The following is a 17694-nucleotide window of genomic DNA, read 5'->3' as shown; positions in this document are numbered from 1 at the left end:
TTTGCAGTATATATTGGGGGAGATTATGTTAGAATCTCCTTCAGTATATCTCATATCTTTTATTTTATAGTTAATAAATTATAAAATCACATTTAACAAATCAAAAGTTTACCTATTGCTATCCAATAAATCCCAGTATGAATTAGTAAGACTTTTGGCAACTAAACATAGAAATATATGTGTAGTTGGTGATGATGATCAATGTATATATGCATGGAGAGGTGCAGATATAAAAAACATATTAGGATTTGAAAAAGATTATCCTGATGCAAAAGTTATAAAATTAGAGCAAAATTATAGATCTAAGGGTAATATACTAAAAGCTGCAAATGATGTTATAAAAAACAATGCGGAGAGGAAAAGAAAAATTCTTAGAACAGAAAATGAAAGCGGAGAGAAAATAAAAATATATAGAGCTTATTCAGATATGGAAGAAGCAAATTATGTGTGCTCACAAATAAAAAAAATTGGTAAAGATAAAAATATCAATTATAAAGATTTTGCTATACTTTATAGAACAAATGCGCAATCTCGTACTTTTGAAGATATTTTTATGAAATATAACATTCCTTATAGAATAATTGGAGGATTAAAATTTTATGACAGAAAAGAAATAAAAGATATACTAGCTTATTTAAAGTTTATAAATAATCCTCTTGATGATGTAAGTTTAAGGAGAATAATAAATGTTCCTAAAAGGAGTATAGGTGAAACTACAGTAAAAAAAGTTCAAGAATTTGCAAATTCCATGGAAGAATGTATGTATAGTGTACTTCTTGATGTAGAACAAATATTAAGTATATCTGCAAGAAGTATGTCATCTATAAAGAAATTTGTAAGTCTCATAAATAGTTTTATAAGGAGTAAAGATGAAATATCTGTTTCAAGCCTTATAAAAGAAATACTAGATACAACTGGGTATTTAGAAGAATTAAAGAATTCACAAAATGTAGATGCACTAAGCAGAATAGAAAACTTAAAGGAATTAGTGTCAGCTGCAGTAGAATTTGAGAGTACTTCAGAAGACAAGTCATTATCAGCGTTTTTAGAAAAAGTTACTTTAGTTTCGGATATAGATAACTTTAGCGAAGATGCGGATACTGTAGTTATGATGACTGTCCACAGTGCTAAAGGATTAGAGTTTCCAGTGGTATTTATGGTTGGGATGGAGAATGGAATATTTCCAGGAAGTCAATCATTAAATGATTTAAATGAGATGGAGGAATCCAGAAGACTTTGTTATGTTGGAATAACTAGAGCAAAAGAGCAATTGTATATGACCTCTGCAGAAACAAGAAGAGTTTTTGGAAGGACTGTATCTTATTCTCAATCTGATTTTATAAGTGAAATATCAAAGGATCTAAAAGAGAATGATAATGATATAATGAGAAGCTCTATTAAATCAAGAAGCTTTAATATGCATAGTAATAGAGCTAATAATACAGTTAGCAGTACAGTTAATAAACATATACCTGCTGTCAAAACTAATTTAAATACACATAAAGAGAATGCTAATTCTTTAAAAGTTGAAGATGTTAAATCGGGAGTAAAGGTTAAACATAATAAATTTGGAATAGGAACTATTGTAGGAATTTCCAAAAGTGGAGATCAGATAAAACTTACTATAGCCTTTGATAAAATGGGAATTAAAAATTTAATGTATGGAATAGCTGCATTAGAATTTATTTAAGGGGGGCATCAAAAAATATGAGTACAATTGCTGCTAAAAAGGAATATATTGAGAAACTGGTTGAAGAATTAAATAAATATGCACAGGAATATTATCTTTTTGATAATCCAAGCATTTCAGATAAAGAATATGATTTAAAATATGATGAATTGTTAAAACTAGAGAAAGAAACGGAAATAGTTTTGCCGTATTCTCCTACACAGCGAGTTGGAGATAACATATTAAAAGAATTCCAAAAGTACACACACAAGGGTAAGTTGTGGAGCTTAGATAAGTCACAAACAGTTCAGGGAATTATAGATTGGCATTTGAGAAATAAAAAGATTTTGGATGATTATAATTCCACTCATGATGAAAAGCTACCTGAACTTGAATATGTACTTACTAAAAAATTTGATGGACTTACTATAAACTGTACTTATGATAATGATGGTATTCTTATAAAGGCTGCTACAAGAGGAACGGGTGAAATAGGGGAAGATATAACTGCTCAAGCAAGAACAATAATGTCATTACCTTTAAAAATAAATAATAAACATGTTATAGAAGTGCATGGAGAAGCTATAATGACAAGAGAAGCTTTTGAAGAATATAATAAAAATTCAGATGTGCCCCTTAAAAATTTAAGAAATGGAGCAGCAGGAGCTTTAAGAAATTTAAATATAAAGGAAACAGCAAGAAGAAAACTTTCCGCCTTTTTTTATGATGTGGGTTATAATGAAGGCAATGCTTTTAAAAGTTATTTTGAAATGATGAACTTTATAAAAGAAATGGGATTTCCTATAGATGAGTATATTAAAGTATGTAGCAGTATAGAAGAAATAGAAAGTGAATTACAGTATGTAGAAAAAATAAGACATGAATTAAATTATGATATAGATGGAGTAGTAATTGCTATTAATGATATTAAGACAAGAGAAGTATTAGGATATACAATAAAGTTTCCTAAGTGGGCTATAGCTTATAAGTTTGAGGCAGAGGAAGCTGCTACAAAGCTTTTAGATGTGGAATGGAATGTAGGAAGAAGTGGCCGAGTTACTCCTACAGCAATACTAGATCCAGTAGAATTAGCTGGAGTTACAGTAAAAAGAGCAACACTTAATAATATGGATGACATAAAAAGAAAAGAAGTTAGAATTGGGTGCAGCGTGCTTGTACGAAGATCTAATGATGTAATTCCAGAGATAATTGGAATTGATCAGGATACTTTAGAAGGTAGTGTAGAAATAGAACCTCCAAAGAAATGTCCTTATTGTGATAGTGAATTAGTACAAGATGGTGTTCATTATTTCTGTGATAATACTTTATCCTGCAAACCTCAAATGGTAAAAAGTATAGTGCATTTTGGAAGTAGAGAAGCAATGAATATAGAAGGTTTCAGTGAAAAAACTGCTGAACAGCTTTTTGAAAAACTTCAGATAAAATCTATACCTGATTTATATAGAATAAAAAAGGAAGATTTATTGAACTTAGATAAATTCGCTGAAAAAAAAGCACAAAACCTTGTAAGTGCTATAGAAAAGAGTAAAGATTGTAATTTGGCATCTTTTATATATGCATTGGGGATACCTAATGTAGGTAAAAAAACAGCTACCGACTTAGCTAAGAATTTTAAATCATTAGAGAATATACAGAAAAGCACTATGGAGGAACTTATATCAATTCAGGATGTAGGAGAAATTGTTGCTAAAAGTATAATAGAATTTTTCTGTGAGGAGAAAATAATAAAGAGCATAGGTGAACTTTTAGAATTAGGAGTAAAACCAACTTTTGAAGAACAAGAAATATCTAAAAGTCCATTTAGTGATAAGACTGTAGTTGTAACTGGAAGTTTAGAAAACTACACTAGAACTACTATAAAAGAAAAATTACAATTAGTTGGAGCTAAGGTTTCAGGAAGTGTAAGCAAAAAAACTGATTATGTTTTAGCTGGAAAAGAGGCTGGTTCAAAATATGATAAGGCGTTGGAACTTGGCATAAAAGTTATAAATGAAGAAGAATTTCAGCAGATGTTAAAAGAATAGTAAAGTTTTGTAAAAGTGGTTAAATAGGTATTTACAAAATACAGAAAAAAGGTTATCATAAAAATGATTTAGCTTGTACACAAACGTACTCTATATGTGGAGGAGAGGAAATGAAAAAAACTATAAATTTGCTAGGATGGATAGGGGTTTGTTTAACTATTCTTACATTAATATTAACACTCCTTACTACATATCAATTTACATATGTAAAGTATTTTAATAGTTATAATACTATGCAATGGTGTATATTTTTTACTATGATTGCTTGGGCTGGAAAAATGTTTGACTTCAAAGCTAGTCATAGAGATATTATATGTCCGATAACTTGCATAATAATTGCAATTGGAACTATGTTTTTTATATTTATGAAGGTTTACTAGAATAAATTAAAGCTTAATAATTTTTGGCAATCTTTTTAAGATTGCCTTTTTATATTTCAGTAAAACCCCATTTTTGTATAAAATTTAGATGTTAATTTTAATCTGTGTCAAAAATCAATATAGAATCATATAATAAATTAATATTTAATAATTTTTTGGAGGCAAGGTGTGAGGGGATTACTAGAGAAATGGGGTTTCAGCGGAGAAAAAAGTGAATTATATAGAGCAAAAACTAAATTAAAAAAAGTGAGTATAAATGAAGTTCTGAATAATATCACCAAAAGCTGTTGGAATTATAATATACAATATGAAATAATTTTAAAAAATTCAGATAAATTAATTATAAAGCTAATTGGAAGAGAAAAAAAACTCTTGTTAAAGTATCATAAGAAAGATAGCATAATGATGAGAGATTATGAAGAATTTTTGAATTGGTTGGAGCATTGTAAAATAGAAAGGGGTATTTACATTGCTACAGGTTTTTTTGAAAAGAAAATATATAGTGATGAATGCAATCTTTTTCATAATAAGGTAAAAAAAATAGATGTAGAAAAGTTTATAAAAAAACAAATGAATATTGACAGATTAAGTTTTTTGGAATATCTTCCTTAAACAAAATATAAAAAATAAACAAAACTTATATAAAAAGTTTTGTTTATTTTTTATGTAACTGCTAATAATTTAAATATATTATTATACAAGGGAGATACTCTATGAAGAAAATCATTTTCTGTTTATTAATTATAAGTTTTACATTTTTTAATGGATGCATTGAAAAGGATGTACAGAGTAGTAAAAGTATGCAGGTAAGAAACTACATAGTATGTAGTGTTGGGGAAATGTCCAAAGATTTAATTATGCTTAATGATTATAATTTAAGGCAACAAGATTTATTAACCAATTTATTTGAAGGACTCGTTAGAATTGATGAAACTGGAAAAGTGACACCAGCAATAGCTCAAAGTTGGAGTTTAAACAAAGAAGAAACTTGTTATACATTTAAAATAAAAGATAGTGCAAAATGGAGTGATGGAACATCTATCACGGCAGAAGATTTTGTGGTCTTTTTTAAAGAAATCTTAAGCAAAGACAGTGAAAATGTATATGCAGAACAACTGTATTGTGTATTTGGTGCTGAAAATTATAGAAATGGGAAATGTGATTTTAATAATGTGGCAATCAGGGCATTAGACGCAAAAACTTTGGAAATAAGATTAAACTATCCATGCTGTTATTTTTTAAACATATTATCAGAGCCGATATATGGAATAAGGAAGATGGATACCAAATTAAAGAATTGGAATAAAGATTTTAAAAGTATATTGTATTCTGGTTATTTTGTAATAGGCGATTTTAAAAATACTAAAGAAGTTATTTTGAGGAAAAATAAATATTACTGGAATAAGGATTCTGTTAAAAGTGATAGACTACATTTAGTTTTTAACGAAGGAAGTGAAACATCACTTGCAGCATTTCAAAACTCCAAGATTGATTTATTCACAAATCCACCAGTAAGCGAAGTGAAAAAACTTATAGATAAGAGGAATATACTAGAACAGCAAAATTTTTCTGTAGGAGCTTTAGTTTTTAATTTAAAGAAAGATGGCATAGTAAATGATATAAACTTTAGAAAGGCAGTATCAGAGTGTATAGATAGAAATGCTATAGTAAAAAATGTATTAAATGATTTAGCAAAACCAGGAGTATCATTCATACCACCAGGTGTTAGTGATAGTGCTAATGGATATTACATTAACAAGGAGTTTTTATCAGCCAGCATACAAAAAGACAAAGCGTTAAATTTTATAAAAAATAGCAAATATAATAAAGATAAAGATTCATTAAAAATTATTTATTTGGATGCAGTAGAAAATAAGAAAATATGTGAAAGTGTAGCCAAAAATTTAAAAGAAAATCTAGAAATAAAAGTAGAATGTATAGGGTATGGTAAAGAAGAATTTAGTGATGAAATAAAAAAGAATGATTATGATATAGCAAGTATACAGTATGAAGCTGCATATAATTATCCGTTATCATTTTTAGAACAGTGGCAGTCAGTATCTCACAGTAATATATATGGATATAAAAGTGTTGAATTTGATAATAGCCTAACAAAAATAAAAATGGAGAATAATAAGGATAAAAAAATAACTATGGCAAGAATAAGCGAAAATATGCTAATGCAAGATATGCCTGTTGTACCAGTATATTTTAATAGTACATTGGTTTGCAAAAAGACAAATATAACAGGTGTTCATATAAGTAAAAAAGGAAGTCTAGATTTTCACGCATTAGAGACAATGAGAAAACCATAAAAATCCCCTTTATATTTATGAAGGGGATTTTTATAAAAACCTATACTTAAGGTTTCAGAATGTATATGATAAGAAAGAATATAAACATGTTTTTATAACTATCAAAAGAAACCTTGGATGGTTTAAAAGTTTCCTTTCTTTTACTATAAGTAACATGCTTTATAAATATAGGAGCAAGTTCACAGCTCTCAGGTGTAGGTATAGAAGGTGTTCTGAAGAATTGTTCATCTATTAAATCTTCTGATTTCAATGTGTAGTTATTATATCTTTCTATATCATTTAAATTAGGAACATCTGGCCAACTTAATATAATACCTGAATCTACAAGTTGGCGCTTGAATATATCTAATATAATCAGGTTAGTATCATCTTGTTCTTTACTCATGTTACCATGAATCAAGCAAACTAGTAAGTATAGAGATATTTCAGTGCAAGAAAATGTTATATCCTTTTTTTCTGTATGTTTTATAAAAATACCTTTTTCAGGATCATAAAGATTTAAAAGTTTATTATATATTTTTTCGGCATCTTCTTTAAATTTAATAATGCTCATATTTTTATATAAAAGGAAGTAGTTTATATATTTCAAATAATCATATTCTAACTTGTTATCATCAGAAATAGCGGCAGTATCGTTAATTTTATCGGATAGCAATTCACATAAATCTAATAAAAGTACCTTGCATTTTTTATTCTTTGAATAACTATAAAAAATATTTAAACATAGAGTTAATTTTAAAATTTCTTCATGGGATAACAAATATATATCTTCTTTAAATTCAACAAGCATATTAAGAATATCTAGTGCAAAATTTTCATAGAATGTTTTTTCTTCATCATCACTTAAAGAAGAATATATATAATACGCGTTCATAAGTAAGGCTTGAGATGAAAATTTAAACTTTTTGTTTTTTTCCTCAAAGTTTACTTCACCATTAGAAGAATTTTTAGTTTCTTTTTTATCAACAAAAACACCATCTTCGTTTCTGAAATGGGAAGCGTAAAATTCTAGTTGATTTTTACAAATTCCCATGTAAAGCTTAGCTAAATTAAATTTTTTAGTATTAACACCTTCAAAGCGCTTATAATAATTACATAATTCAAGAATAGAAAGAGTCATTAGCGCATTACTACCAATGTTTACTTCTTTTTTAAAGCCTTCATCATCCCAGCATAAATTATTATCAATATTTATGAGCTTAGGATTAGCCTTTTTATATAGGCAGAGAAGTGGAGAAATATTTCCAAATGTGTTAATATCAGAACTAGATAAGTTTTTTATTTTAAGTTCTTTAATAGGAGTGTATACTCCACACTTAGAATATAGTACAATTTGATTTAAAGATTCTTTTGCTAAGAAAAAGAGCTGATGTTCTATGTTTTCTTTTTTTAATTTATTGATTCTTAAAAATGGGCCAATATATTTCAAAACATACACCTACCATAAATTAATCCTTATATAAATAATATGAAGTAGAGTGTGAAATAGTGCTTATTTATTTTTATGGAAAGGGAGAAATTTTAATGAAAGTGGGAAAATTAGATTGGGATGATTTAAAATATATAATAGATAATTCTAGAGGATCAATTAGAGATGATGTTAGAATTAGAAGTGGTATAGGAGAAGACTGCAGTGTTATAAACTTTGGAGAATATGAATGTGTGGTTTCAACAGATCCTATTACTGGAGCGGAAAAAAATTCAGGGAAATTAGCAGTAAATATAAACTGTAATGATATAGCTTCTTGTGGAGTAGAACCTTTAGGAATGTTAGTAACAATATTAGCACCAGAAGGTTCTTCACTAGAAGATATTAAAAATGTTATGCAGGAAATTGGTGAAGAAACTAAAAAACTAAATGTTGAAATTTTAGGTGGCCATACAGAAATAACTAGAGCTGTAAATAAAATGGTAATATCCTGTAGTGTCATAGGAAAAGGAATAAAAGATAGGGCTGTAGCTACTTCTGGAGCCCAAGAAAATGATGATGTTATAGTAACTAAATCATTATGTCTTGAAGGCACAAGTATAGTTGTAAATGATTATGAAGATAAAATTAAAAATATTTTAACAGATGAAGAAATAATAGAAGCTAAAGGATATGTAAATAGTTTAAGTGTGGTCAAAGAAGGAGTTATAGCAGGTGAATTTGGAGTTAATTCAATGCATGATATAACTGAAGGTGGAGTTTTAGGTGCATTATGGGAAGTTGCTAGGGCTAGTAAGTTAGGATTTAAAGTGTATAAAGAAAATATGCCTATAAGTTATATAACTAAAAAAATATGTAAAGAATATTCAATAGATCCCTTAAGGTTTATATCTTCTGGAAGTATGCTTATAACAACTAAAAATGGAGATAAGTTATTAGATATATTAAAAAGTCATGATATTGAAGCAACCATAATAGGTAAGATTGTTAAAGAAAATGGTATTTTAGTAGAAGAAGGTATAGAGAAGGAAGTACTTCCACCGCAACGTGATGAATTATTTGTACTAAAAGAAAGAATAGTATAAATTCAATATTTTTTATAATTTATACTGGTGTTATTGGAGGGGTAAGTTTGAGAATTGATGGTAGAAAAAATGACCAAATCAGGCATATAAAGATACAGAGAAATTATACTAAGTATGCTGAAGGATCTGTATTAATAGAATCAGGAGATACGAAGGTAATTTGTACGGCTTCAATAGAAGATAAAGTACCACCTTTTTTGAAGGGCAAAGGTGAAGGCTGGATTACTTGTGAGTACAATATGATACCTAGAGCAACTAAAGCTAGAAAAGTTAGAGATATCAATAGAGGAAAAATCGATGGAAGAACTATGGAAATCCAAAGAATAATAGGAAGAGCATTAAGATCTGTAGTAGATTTAAAATTAATAGGAGAAAAAACAATTTGGATAGATTGTGATGTTATACAAGCAGATGGGGGAACAAGAACAGCTTCAATTTCAGGAGCTTTTGTAGCTTTAGTAGATGCTGTAAATAAGCTGCATAAACAACATCCATTTAATGTATATCCTATTAGAGATTTTGTAAGTGCTATAAGTGTAGGAATTGTAGGAAATGAAAAGATGTTAGATCTATGTTATGAAGAAGATTCAAAAGCTAATGTAGATATGAATGTGGTAATGACAGATTCTGGAGAATTTATAGAGATACAAGGTACAGGAGAAGAAAAACCTTTTTCAAAGCAAGATCTCAATGAATTACTCTCATTAGCTGAACAAGGAGTAAATCATGTAATTCAAATACAAAAAGAAAGTTTAAAGATGGATTCGTTATGGATTGGAACGGGTGATAGAAAATGAAAAAATTAATAGTTGCAAGTAACAATGAGCATAAGATAGTGGAGATAAAGGAGATACTGTCAAAATACTCTATAGAAGTATTATCTCTTAAAGAAGCAGGAATAAATATAGAAGTAGAAGAGGATGGCACTACTTTTATGGAAAATGCTTATAAAAAGGCTAGCGAAATACATAAGTTTATACAGAATGCAATGGTATTAGCTGATGATTCAGGATTAATGGTTGAATGTTTGGATGGAGCACCAGGAGTTTATTCTGCAAGATTTGCAGGTGAGCATGGAAATGATAAGAAAAATAATGAAAAATTATTATCACTATTAAAAGGAAAAAGTGATGAAGAGAAAAAAGCTAAGTTTGTATGTGCAATGGCTCTTATATCAGATAAAGGCAAAGCTATTAGAGTTCAAGGAGAAATAAATGGTATGATAGTTTGTGAAAAAAGAGGAAAAAGTGGATTTGGATATGATCCAATATTTTATTTACCAGAATATAAAATGACTTTTGCGCAAATGGATTCTCATTTGAAGAACTCTATAAGCCATAGGGCAAATGCTTTAAAGAAATTGGAGGATGAAATTAAAAATCTTATGGAGGATGAGTAAAAAGTGGTAATAGGTGTAATAAGTGATACCCATAGATATGTATGGGTTATTGAAAATGCTATAAAAAAATTGGAAAATGTTGATGTATTAATACATTTAGGAGATAATGTGCAGGATGTTACAGAAATAAAAAAATACTATAAGGGTGAAATTATAAATGTTAAAGGAAACTGTGACTTTTCGGTGGACGTGCCTGGTGAAAAAATGCAAGTTATTGGTGGAAAAAAAGTATTTATAACTCATGGTCATAGATATGATGTAAAGTATGATTTATCGAGAATAAGGTATAAAGCAATGGAAATGGAAGCAGATATAGTGCTTTTTGGACATACACATGTATCTAAAATTGCATATGAAGATGGTATATGGTTTGTAAACCCTGGAAGTCCTGGTGTACCAAGGGATGGATTCAATAGTGTGGCAACAATAGAGATAAAAAATGGTAAGATTAATCCCAGTATAAAGGGGGTTTAAATAAAAAAAATGAAAAAAAATTAAAATAACTATTGACGGATTTAAATATATCGTGTAGAATAATCTATGTTGTCGGGAGTTGATAAGAACTTCCAAAAACATTCAAGATAAAACTTGAATGTCGGGGTGTGGCGCAGATGGGAGCGCGCGTGGTTTGGGACCATGAGGTCGCAGGTTCAATCCCTGTCACCCCGACCACGAAACTTGACAAAAGGGTTTCTATTGTGTTTATAATTAGATATGCGGGTGTAACTCAATGGTAGAGTGCTAGCCTTCCAAGCTAGTTACGAGGGTTCGATTCCCTTCACCCGCTCCAGTACATGCGTCTTTAGCTCAGCTGGATAGAGCAACGGCCTTCTAAGCCGTGTGCCGGGGGTTCGACTCCCTTAAGACGCACCAAATTGCGGTGGACGTAGTTCAGTTGGTAGAGCGCCAGATTGTGGTTCTGGTTGTCGAGGGTTCGAGTCCCTTCGTCCACCCCACTAATATTATAAACATTGGGGTGTCGCCAAGCGGTAAGGCATAGCACTTTGACTGCTACATGCGTAGGTTCGAATCCTGCCATCCCAGCCATATGGTTTACTAGCTCAGTTGGTAGAGCACATGACTTTTAATCATGTTGTCCGGGGTTCGATTCCCCGGTAAGCCACCAAATAGATAAAAGACAATAAAGTATTAAGAAATAAATTTTTCTAATTTCTTTAAAACGTCTATATATCTATGGAATGTTTACAAAATATAATTGAAATATATGCAGGTGTGGCGGAATTGGCAGACGCACTAGACTTAGGATCTAGCGCCAACGGCGTGGGGGTTCGACTCCCTTCACCTGCACCATATATTACAATATGCGGGAGTGGCTCAGTGGTAGAGCGTCACCTTGCCAAGGTGAACGTCGCGAGTTCGAATCTCGTCTTCCGCTCCAATATGCGGGTGTAACTCAATGGTAGAGTGCTAGCCTTCCAAGCTAGTTACGAGGGTTCGATTCCCTTCACCCGCTCCAATATATGCGTCTTTAGCTCAGCTGGATAGAGCAACGGCCTTCTAAGCCGTGTGCCGGGGGTTCGACTCCCTTAAGACGCACCATATACGTGCCATTAGCTCAGTTGGTAGAGCACCTGACTCTTAATCAGGGTGCCCAGGGTTCGAATCCCTGATGGCGCACCATAAACTATAAACCGGGGTGTGGCGCAGATGGGAGCGCGCGTGGTTTGGGACCATGAGGTCGCAGGTTCAATCCCTGTCACCCCGACCACTTTAAAAAAAGACATATTGCGGGTGTAACTCAATGGTAGAGTGCTAGCCTTCCAAGCTAGTTACGAGGGTTCGATTCCCTTCACCCGCTCCATATATATGCGTCTTTAGCTCAGCTGGATAGAGCAACGGCCTTCTAAGCCGTGTGCCGGGGGTTCGACTCCCTTAAGACGCACCACATATGTGCCATTAGCTCAGTTGGTAGAGCACCTGACTCTTAATCAGGGTGCCCAGGGTTCGAATCCCTGATGGCGCACCATTTTTATGTCATGGTGGACGTAGTTCAGTTGGTAGAGCGCCAGATTGTGGTTCTGGTTGTCGAGGGTTCGAGTCCCTTCGTCCACCCCATTTTAATATGGTTTACTAGCTCAGTTGGTAGAGCACATGACTTTTAATCATGTTGTCCGGGGTTCGATTCCCCGGTAAGCCACCAAAAGTAGATAAAAGATAATGAATTTTATAATTTATTTAAAATGGTGTCTATTATCTATAAAATATAACCAAATATATAACATGCAGGTGTGGCGGAATTGGCAGACGCACTAGACTTAGGATCTAGCGCCAACGGCGTGGGGGTTCGACTCCCTTCACCTGCACCACATATATTTCAAGATGCGGGAGTGGCTCAGTGGTAGAGCGTCACCTTGCCAAGGTGAACGTCGCGAGTTCGAATCTCGTCTTCCGCTCCAATATGCGGGTGTAACTCAATGGTAGAGTGCTAGCCTTCCAAGCTAGTTACGAGGGTTCGATTCCCTTCACCCGCTCCAAAATATATGCGTTTTTATGTTTGTAGATTTTAAAGTTTAATTTATAGAACTGGAAGTAAGTAAAACGCACAGATATCCTAATGAGCGCCCATAGCTCAGTTGGATAGAGTGATGGACTTCGAATCCAGAGGCCGCGGGTTCAAATCCTGCTGGGCGCACCATAGTGATTGATATAAGCAGATTTCGATATTTGAAATCTGCTTATTTTTTTATTATAAAATATATTTTTGAATTTGTTAATAATTAGAAATATAAAATTGTTATCATATATAAATTTATATTTTAACCGATTCTTTTAATTCTGTTATATTTGTTCAATATTAAGGGCATAATAACTTAGGTTTTAAATAAGCAGAGATCTGCATGATTGTATTTATCTAATTATAAAGAAATTTGAAGTGTATTATTATAATTATGAAATAAAAAAATCAAAATTCATAAAAATTTATTGCAATAAAATGTAGTTTCTAATAAAAATTCATTGTAGAAAGCTTATAAATATGTTAGAATGTATTTAAAAGTTAAGAAAATAAAAAGACATTTTTGCATATTTGTGTTTGAGACACATATATCTACACACAACGTACAAATGTAAACGTTTGACAGAAAGACAAATTGTAAAATATCTTAATTTTAAGAGTTACACAAGTATAATTTTTATTCAAAGCTATGTATGCAATATTTAATTCGCATTTAGAGTTACGTGACAGAAATTATCCAATGTGGATGAATTATATAAAATATTTATACAAGTAGGGGGAATAAGTTATGGAATTAAATTTAGAAAGAATTAAAAAGGCTCAGGAAAATATCAAGGGAGTTGTAAGAAAAACACCTATGTTCTATACAAGCACTTTCTCAAAGAAATGTGGTTGCAATGTGTATTTAAAATGTGAAAATAAACAAAAAACTGGCGCTTTCAAATTAAGAGGAGCATATAATAAATTAGTTAACCTAACAGAAGAAGAAAAGAAAAAGGGAGTTATAGCTTCTTCAGCTGGAAATCATGCGCAAGGAGTTGCTTATGCTGCAACATCATTTAATGTTAAATCTACTATAGTAATGCCATTAACTGCACCACAAGCAAAAGTAGCAGCGACAAAAGGATATGGTGCTGAAGTTATTCAAGCAGGTCAAGTATATGATGAATGTCATGATAAAGCTGTAGAAGTACAAAAAGAAACAGGAGCAACATTTTTAGAACCATTCAATGATGTGGATGTAATGGCAGGACAGGGAACTATATCCCTTGAAATTTTAGAAGATTTACCTGAAGTTGATGTTATAGTAGTTCCAATTGGCGGTGGTGGATTAATATCTGGTATGGCTACAGCAGCTAAAGCAATAAAACCTTCAATAAGAATAGTAGGTGTTGAACCAGAAATAGTACCATCTACTAAAGCTGCACTAGAAAAAGGAAAGGTTACTACTGTGCCAGGAGCAAAATCTTTAGCTGATGGTATATCAGTTAGTACAGTAGGAGATGAATGCTTCAAGTACATTCAAAAATATGTAGATGAAGTAGTTACAATAAGCGAAGATGAAATAGCACATGCTATGTTCCAAATAGCAGAGAGAAATAAATTGGTAGTTGAAGGTTCAGGAGCAGCACCTTTAGCAGCTTTATTAGCTAATAAAGTAAAGGGAATAGAAGGCAAAAATGTTGTTGCTCTAGTTAGTGGTGGAAATGTTGATATAGCAACTACAGCTAAAATAATAGAAAGAGAATTAGTTTTAGAGAAGAGAAGAATAAGATTTGAAGTAGAACTTCAAGATAAAGCAGGAACATTAGGTGCTTTAATATCTGAAATAGGAAAAATGGGAGGAAATGTTGTTACAGTAAGACAAAATAGTAACTGGAATGAAAAAGGACTTGAATCTGCTGATGTATCATTTGAAATTACAGTTCAATCTGCAGAACATGGTGAAGGCATATTAAAAAGTTTAAAAGACCATGGATATGCAGTAAAGTTACATCAATAAATTGTGTATAAATTTCTTCTAAAAAATTTTATAAAATTAGATTTGTTAAATAGATATCAGCCTATAGGGCTGATATTTATTTTTTGATAAAGTAATTAATATTTGCCAATGATTTTGGTTTAATGCAGAAAAACAAGTATATAAATTTACTATATATATGAGAGTATGTATAAATAAATTTAATAAGTAGCATTAGTGCATATATGCTATCATAGAATTAAGAATGTCTAAAGGTTGTATGTTCATATTTATTAATACATAAGCTTATGTTAAAAAACTTTAATATATAAATCGGAGGATATTAAAATGAATGAATTACCAGAACAAATAAATGAATTTGGAGAAAAAAGAAGAAAAGGTTTTGTAACCATAAAAAACTTAAAGGATGAAGGTAAAAAGGTGGTAGGTGTATTTTGTGCTTTTACTCCAAAAGAAGTAATTGCTGCAGCAGGAGCAATACCTATTGGAATATGTGGAACTAGTGAAGAACCAATACAGGATGCAGAAAAGCATTTACCAAGGAATTTATGTCCTCTTATAAAATCCAGTTATGGTTTTGCTATAACAAATAAATGCCCTTATACATATTTTTCGGATTTAATAGTAGGAGAAACTACCTGTGATGGAAAGAAAAAAATGTATGAAATGCTTGGAAAAATAAAAAGTGTACATGTAATGCAGTTGCCGCAGACTACAAAAGGTGAAGATTCTTATAAACTATGGAAAAATGAAATTATTAAGCTAAAAGAAAAAGTGGAAAAAGAATTTAATGTAGAGATAACAGAAGAAAATTTAAAGGATGCAATTAAACTAAAAAATATAGAGAGAGAAACTTTAAAAGAATTTTATGAATTAGGTAAGATGATGCCACCACCTATTCTAGGTATGGATATATTAAAGGTCCTTAGAGGAGCTGCTTTTAGTTATGATAAAGAGGAAGAAATAAAAACCATAAGGAATATGACAAAAAATATTAAAGAAGCTTATAAAAAAGGAGAAAACAAAGTATTAAGTTCGGCAAAAAGAATATTAGTAACAGGATGTCCTTTAGGAGAATCTACTGATAAAATAATTAATACCATAGAACAAAATGGAGGGGTAGTTGTTTGTTTCGAAAATTGTGGCGGTGTTAAAGATATAGGATTTTTAGTAGATGAAACCATAGATCCTATAGATGCGCTTACAAGTAAATATTTAAATATAGCTTGTTCTTGTATGACACCAAATGATAATAGAATAGAGTTATTATCACAGCTAATAGATGAATATAAGGTTGATGGAGTTGTAGATGTAATACTTCAAGCATGTCATACTTATAATGTAGAAACTTATAGAATAAAAGAATTTGTGACAAAAGAGAAGAATATACCATATTTAAGCATAGAAACTGATTATTCTCAAACTGATATAGGACAACTTAAAACTAGAATTGGTGCTTTTGTAGAAATGATTTAGTTTTTGTAGAAGAATAACTTATAAATGAATTATATGCTATTAAATATTAAAATAACGTTTTCAATGCGAATTGTGTTAATATGTAGTTATAAAAAGTATACTTGGAGGTAGTTATAATGGGAGATTATAGACAATTATGGACTGATTTAGGCGTGGATTTGGAAAAACATGATAAGTTATGTGCTGTGCTACCAGAACTTTATGGTGATACATATTTAAATCAAGAAGATAGACCAGAAGGTATGAATTATTTTAATTTTGTTGTTGCTGAAGTACATGGACTTAGAATACAAGAATTAGATGAACATAGAAAAAAAGGTGGAAGAGTAGTAGGTACTTTTTGCGTGTTTGTACCAGATGAAGTAATACTTGCAGCTAATGCTATTGGAGTTGGTCTTTGTGCAGGTTCACAATTTTGGATTGAGGATGGAGAAAAAGTTTTGCCAAGAAATATGTGTCCCCTTATAAAAGCATTTATGGGAGCTAAAGTTGGTGGTACATGCCCTTACTTCCAATCTTGTGATATGGTAATTGGAGAAACTACTTGTGATGGTAAGAAAAAAGCTTGGGAAGTATTAAATGATTACGTTCCAGTTCATGTTATGGATCTACCACAAATGAAAAGAACTAAGGATTATGCAATGTGGGGCAGTGAAATAAAAGATGTTATTGTAAAAATGGAAGAGCTTACAGGAAATAAGGTTACAGTGGACAGTCTTAAAGAGGCTATAAGAACAGCCAATGCTAAAAGAAGAGCATTAAAGAGATTGTACGATTTAAGAAAGTATAAGCCATCGCCAATTAGTGGGCTGGACTGCCTTTTAATATCTCAAATTGCTTTCTATGATGATCCTCATAGATTTGTTGAAAAGTTAAATGAGCTTTGTGATGAATTAGATGAAAGAGTTAAAAATTTGAAGGATCAAGGGAAAAAGAGATTAATGATAACAGGAAGTCCTATGGCATTGCCAAATTGGAAACTTCATTCTATAATTGAGGGATTAAATGCTCAAGTAGTAGTGGAAGAAACTTGTACAGGTACAAGATATTTTGAAAATGAAGTATCAGAAGAAGGAAATACTATAGATGATTTGATTAAAAATTTAGCTGATAGATATTTGAATATAAATTGTGCCTGTTTTACTCCTAATACAGGTAGAATAGATGATATAATAAAGTATTCAAAAGAATATGATGTAGACGGCGTAATAGATTTTAACTTATCTTTCTGTCATACTTATGCAGTAGAGCATAAGTCAGTGGATAAAGCATTAAAAGAAAAAAATATACCTGTTATGCATATAGAAACTGATTATTCAACAGAAGATGCTGGACAAATAAAAACAAGAGTAGAGGCTTTCCTTGAAATGATTTAAAAGGAAGGTAAGTAAGATGCAGCAAATAAGATACTATATACTATTTCCTTCACATACTGAAGG

Annotated in this window: 12 protein-coding genes, 21 tRNA genes and 1 pseudogene; 33 read left to right on the top strand and 1 reads right to left on the bottom strand. The window is 31.1% G+C overall.

Translation table 11 applies throughout. The features are described from left to right. Positions 1 to 121: 121 nt before the first annotated feature. From HBE96_RS11260 to HBE96_RS11240, 5 genes and pseudogenes are all read left to right on the top strand, one after another. Positions 122 to 1690: pseudogene (locus HBE96_RS11260) on the top strand (ATP-dependent helicase); the annotation flags it as partial. Positions 1691 to 1707: 17 nt separating this feature from the next. After that, a complete protein-coding gene (gene ligA, locus HBE96_RS11255; protein ID WP_169297847.1) occupies positions 1708 to 3714 on the top strand; it encodes an NAD-dependent DNA ligase LigA in 2007 nt (668 codons plus the stop codon). Positions 3715 to 3824: 110 nt separating this feature from the next. Further along, positions 3825 to 4094 carry a hypothetical protein gene (locus HBE96_RS11250; RefSeq protein ID WP_169297846.1) on the top strand — a complete coding sequence of 90 codons (270 nt, stop codon included), beginning with the start codon at positions 3825 to 3827 and terminating at the stop codon, positions 4092 to 4094. Positions 4095 to 4262: 168 nt separating this feature from the next. Beyond that, on the top strand, positions 4263 to 4706 hold the full coding sequence (locus HBE96_RS11245) for a hypothetical protein (RefSeq protein WP_169297845.1): 444 nt from the start codon (positions 4263 to 4265) through the stop codon (positions 4704 to 4706). Positions 4707 to 4807: 101 nt separating this feature from the next. Beyond that, positions 4808 to 6409, top strand: a complete 1602-nt coding sequence (locus HBE96_RS11240) for a peptide ABC transporter substrate-binding protein (RefSeq protein ID WP_169297844.1) — start codon at positions 4808 to 4810, stop codon at positions 6407 to 6409. A gap of 46 nt (positions 6410 to 6455) precedes the next feature. On the opposite strand, the gene HBE96_RS11235 is transcribed toward HBE96_RS11240, so the two are convergent. Further along, the gene (locus tag HBE96_RS11235; RefSeq protein ID WP_169297843.1) at positions 6456 to 7838 is read right to left on the bottom strand and encodes a hypothetical protein; all 1383 of its coding nucleotides are present in this window, start codon (positions 7836 to 7838) and stop codon (positions 6456 to 6458) included. Between the two features lie 95 nt (positions 7839 to 7933). Between HBE96_RS11235 and HBE96_RS11230 the strand changes: the two genes are divergently transcribed. From HBE96_RS11230 to HBE96_RS11095, 28 genes are all read left to right on the top strand, one after another. After that, a complete protein-coding gene (locus HBE96_RS11230) occupies positions 7934 to 8923 on the top strand; it encodes an AIR synthase family protein (RefSeq protein ID WP_169297842.1) in 990 nt (329 codons plus the stop codon). A gap of 47 nt (positions 8924 to 8970) precedes the next feature. Continuing rightward, the gene (gene rph / locus HBE96_RS11225; RefSeq protein WP_169297841.1) at positions 8971 to 9720 is read left to right on the top strand and encodes a ribonuclease PH; all 750 of its coding nucleotides are present in this window, start codon (positions 8971 to 8973) and stop codon (positions 9718 to 9720) included. Continuing rightward, a complete protein-coding gene (locus HBE96_RS11220; protein WP_169297840.1) occupies positions 9717 to 10322 on the top strand; it encodes an XTP/dITP diphosphatase in 606 nt (201 codons plus the stop codon). The genes rph and HBE96_RS11220 overlap by 4 nt, the downstream gene beginning before the upstream one ends. A 3-nt stretch (positions 10323 to 10325) precedes the next feature. Further along, positions 10326 to 10796, top strand: a complete 471-nt coding sequence (locus tag HBE96_RS11215; RefSeq protein ID WP_169297839.1) for a YfcE family phosphodiesterase — start codon at positions 10326 to 10328, stop codon at positions 10794 to 10796. A gap of 122 nt (positions 10797 to 10918) precedes the next feature. Then, a tRNA-Pro gene (locus HBE96_RS11210) sits at positions 10919 to 10994 on the top strand. A gap of 44 nt (positions 10995 to 11038) precedes the next feature. After that, positions 11039 to 11112, top strand: a tRNA-Gly gene (locus HBE96_RS11205). Between the two features lie 6 nt (positions 11113 to 11118). Further along, positions 11119 to 11195, top strand: a tRNA-Arg gene (locus HBE96_RS11200). A gap of 7 nt (positions 11196 to 11202) precedes the next feature. Continuing rightward, positions 11203 to 11278: transfer RNA gene (locus HBE96_RS11195), tRNA-His, on the top strand. A 16-nt stretch (positions 11279 to 11294) separates the two neighbouring features. Further along, positions 11295 to 11369 (top strand) — tRNA-Gln (locus tag HBE96_RS11190). Between the two features lie 3 nt (positions 11370 to 11372). After that, positions 11373 to 11448 (top strand) — tRNA-Lys (locus HBE96_RS11185). A 101-nt stretch (positions 11449 to 11549) separates the two neighbouring features. Then, positions 11550 to 11633, top strand: a tRNA-Leu gene (locus HBE96_RS11180). Positions 11634 to 11646: 13 nt separating this feature from the next. Then, positions 11647 to 11721 (top strand) — tRNA-Gly (locus tag HBE96_RS11175). Between the two features lie 4 nt (positions 11722 to 11725). Continuing rightward, a tRNA-Gly gene (locus HBE96_RS11170) sits at positions 11726 to 11799 on the top strand. A 6-nt stretch (positions 11800 to 11805) separates the two neighbouring features. Next, positions 11806 to 11882: transfer RNA gene (locus HBE96_RS11165), tRNA-Arg, on the top strand. A 5-nt stretch (positions 11883 to 11887) separates the two neighbouring features. Beyond that, positions 11888 to 11963, top strand: a tRNA-Lys gene (locus tag HBE96_RS11160). 12 nt (positions 11964 to 11975) lie between these two features. After that, a tRNA-Pro gene (locus HBE96_RS11155) sits at positions 11976 to 12051 on the top strand. A gap of 19 nt (positions 12052 to 12070) precedes the next feature. Further along, positions 12071 to 12144 (top strand) — tRNA-Gly (locus HBE96_RS11150). A gap of 7 nt (positions 12145 to 12151) precedes the next feature. Further along, a tRNA-Arg gene (locus HBE96_RS11145) sits at positions 12152 to 12228 on the top strand. A gap of 5 nt (positions 12229 to 12233) precedes the next feature. Beyond that, positions 12234 to 12309: transfer RNA gene (locus HBE96_RS11140), tRNA-Lys, on the top strand. A 13-nt stretch (positions 12310 to 12322) separates the two neighbouring features. Continuing rightward, a tRNA-His gene (locus tag HBE96_RS11135) sits at positions 12323 to 12398 on the top strand. A 9-nt stretch (positions 12399 to 12407) separates the two neighbouring features. Next, positions 12408 to 12483: transfer RNA gene (locus HBE96_RS11130), tRNA-Lys, on the top strand. A gap of 82 nt (positions 12484 to 12565) precedes the next feature. Beyond that, positions 12566 to 12649: transfer RNA gene (locus HBE96_RS11125), tRNA-Leu, on the top strand. 15 nt (positions 12650 to 12664) lie between these two features. Further along, a tRNA-Gly gene (locus HBE96_RS11120) sits at positions 12665 to 12739 on the top strand. Between the two features lie 4 nt (positions 12740 to 12743). Beyond that, a tRNA-Gly gene (locus tag HBE96_RS11115) sits at positions 12744 to 12817 on the top strand. 84 nt (positions 12818 to 12901) lie between these two features. After that, a tRNA-Arg gene (locus HBE96_RS11110) sits at positions 12902 to 12978 on the top strand. 607 nt (positions 12979 to 13585) lie between these two features. Continuing rightward, positions 13586 to 14800, top strand: a complete 1215-nt coding sequence (gene ilvA, locus HBE96_RS11105) for a threonine ammonia-lyase (protein WP_169297838.1) — start codon at positions 13586 to 13588, stop codon at positions 14798 to 14800. A 306-nt stretch (positions 14801 to 15106) separates the two neighbouring features. Continuing rightward, complete coding sequence (locus tag HBE96_RS11100) at positions 15107 to 16255, top strand: double-cubane-cluster-containing anaerobic reductase (protein WP_169297837.1); 1149 nt, start codon at positions 15107 to 15109, stop codon at positions 16253 to 16255. 116 nt (positions 16256 to 16371) lie between these two features. After that, positions 16372 to 17631 (top strand): double-cubane-cluster-containing anaerobic reductase, encoded by a 1260-nt coding sequence (locus HBE96_RS11095; protein WP_169297836.1) that lies wholly within the window; start codon positions 16372 to 16374, stop codon positions 17629 to 17631. Positions 17632 to 17694 lie beyond the last annotated feature (63 nt).

It is taken from the genome of Clostridium muellerianum, from assembly GCF_012926525.1.
GTDB lineage: Bacteria > Bacillota > Clostridia > Clostridiales > Clostridiaceae > Clostridium_AM > Clostridium_AM muellerianum.
This window is presented reverse-complemented; position numbering and strand designations above follow the sequence as displayed.

Bases quoted from the DNA above. Each gene is read 5' to 3' on its own strand.
- ligA (WP_169297847.1), top strand. From the start codon at position 1,708: ATGAGTACAATTGCTGCTAAAAAGGAATATATTGAGAAACTGGTTGAA.
- HBE96_RS11250 (WP_169297846.1), top strand. From the start codon at position 3,825: ATGAAAAAAACTATAAATTTGCTAGGATGGATAGGGGTTTGTTTAACT.
- HBE96_RS11240 (WP_169297844.1), top strand. From the start codon at position 4,808: ATGAAGAAAATCATTTTCTGTTTATTAATTATAAGTTTTACATTTTTT.
- HBE96_RS11100 (WP_169297837.1), top strand. From the start codon at position 15,107: ATGAATGAATTACCAGAACAAATAAATGAATTTGGAGAAAAAAGAAGA.
- HBE96_RS11220 (WP_169297840.1), top strand. From the start codon at position 9,717: ATGAAAAAATTAATAGTTGCAAGTAACAATGAGCATAAGATAGTGGAG.
- HBE96_RS11095 (WP_169297836.1), top strand. From the start codon at position 16,372: ATGGGAGATTATAGACAATTATGGACTGATTTAGGCGTGGATTTGGAA.
- HBE96_RS11230 (WP_169297842.1), top strand. From the start codon at position 7,934: ATGAAAGTGGGAAAATTAGATTGGGATGATTTAAAATATATAATAGAT.
- ilvA (WP_169297838.1), top strand. From the start codon at position 13,586: ATGGAATTAAATTTAGAAAGAATTAAAAAGGCTCAGGAAAATATCAAG.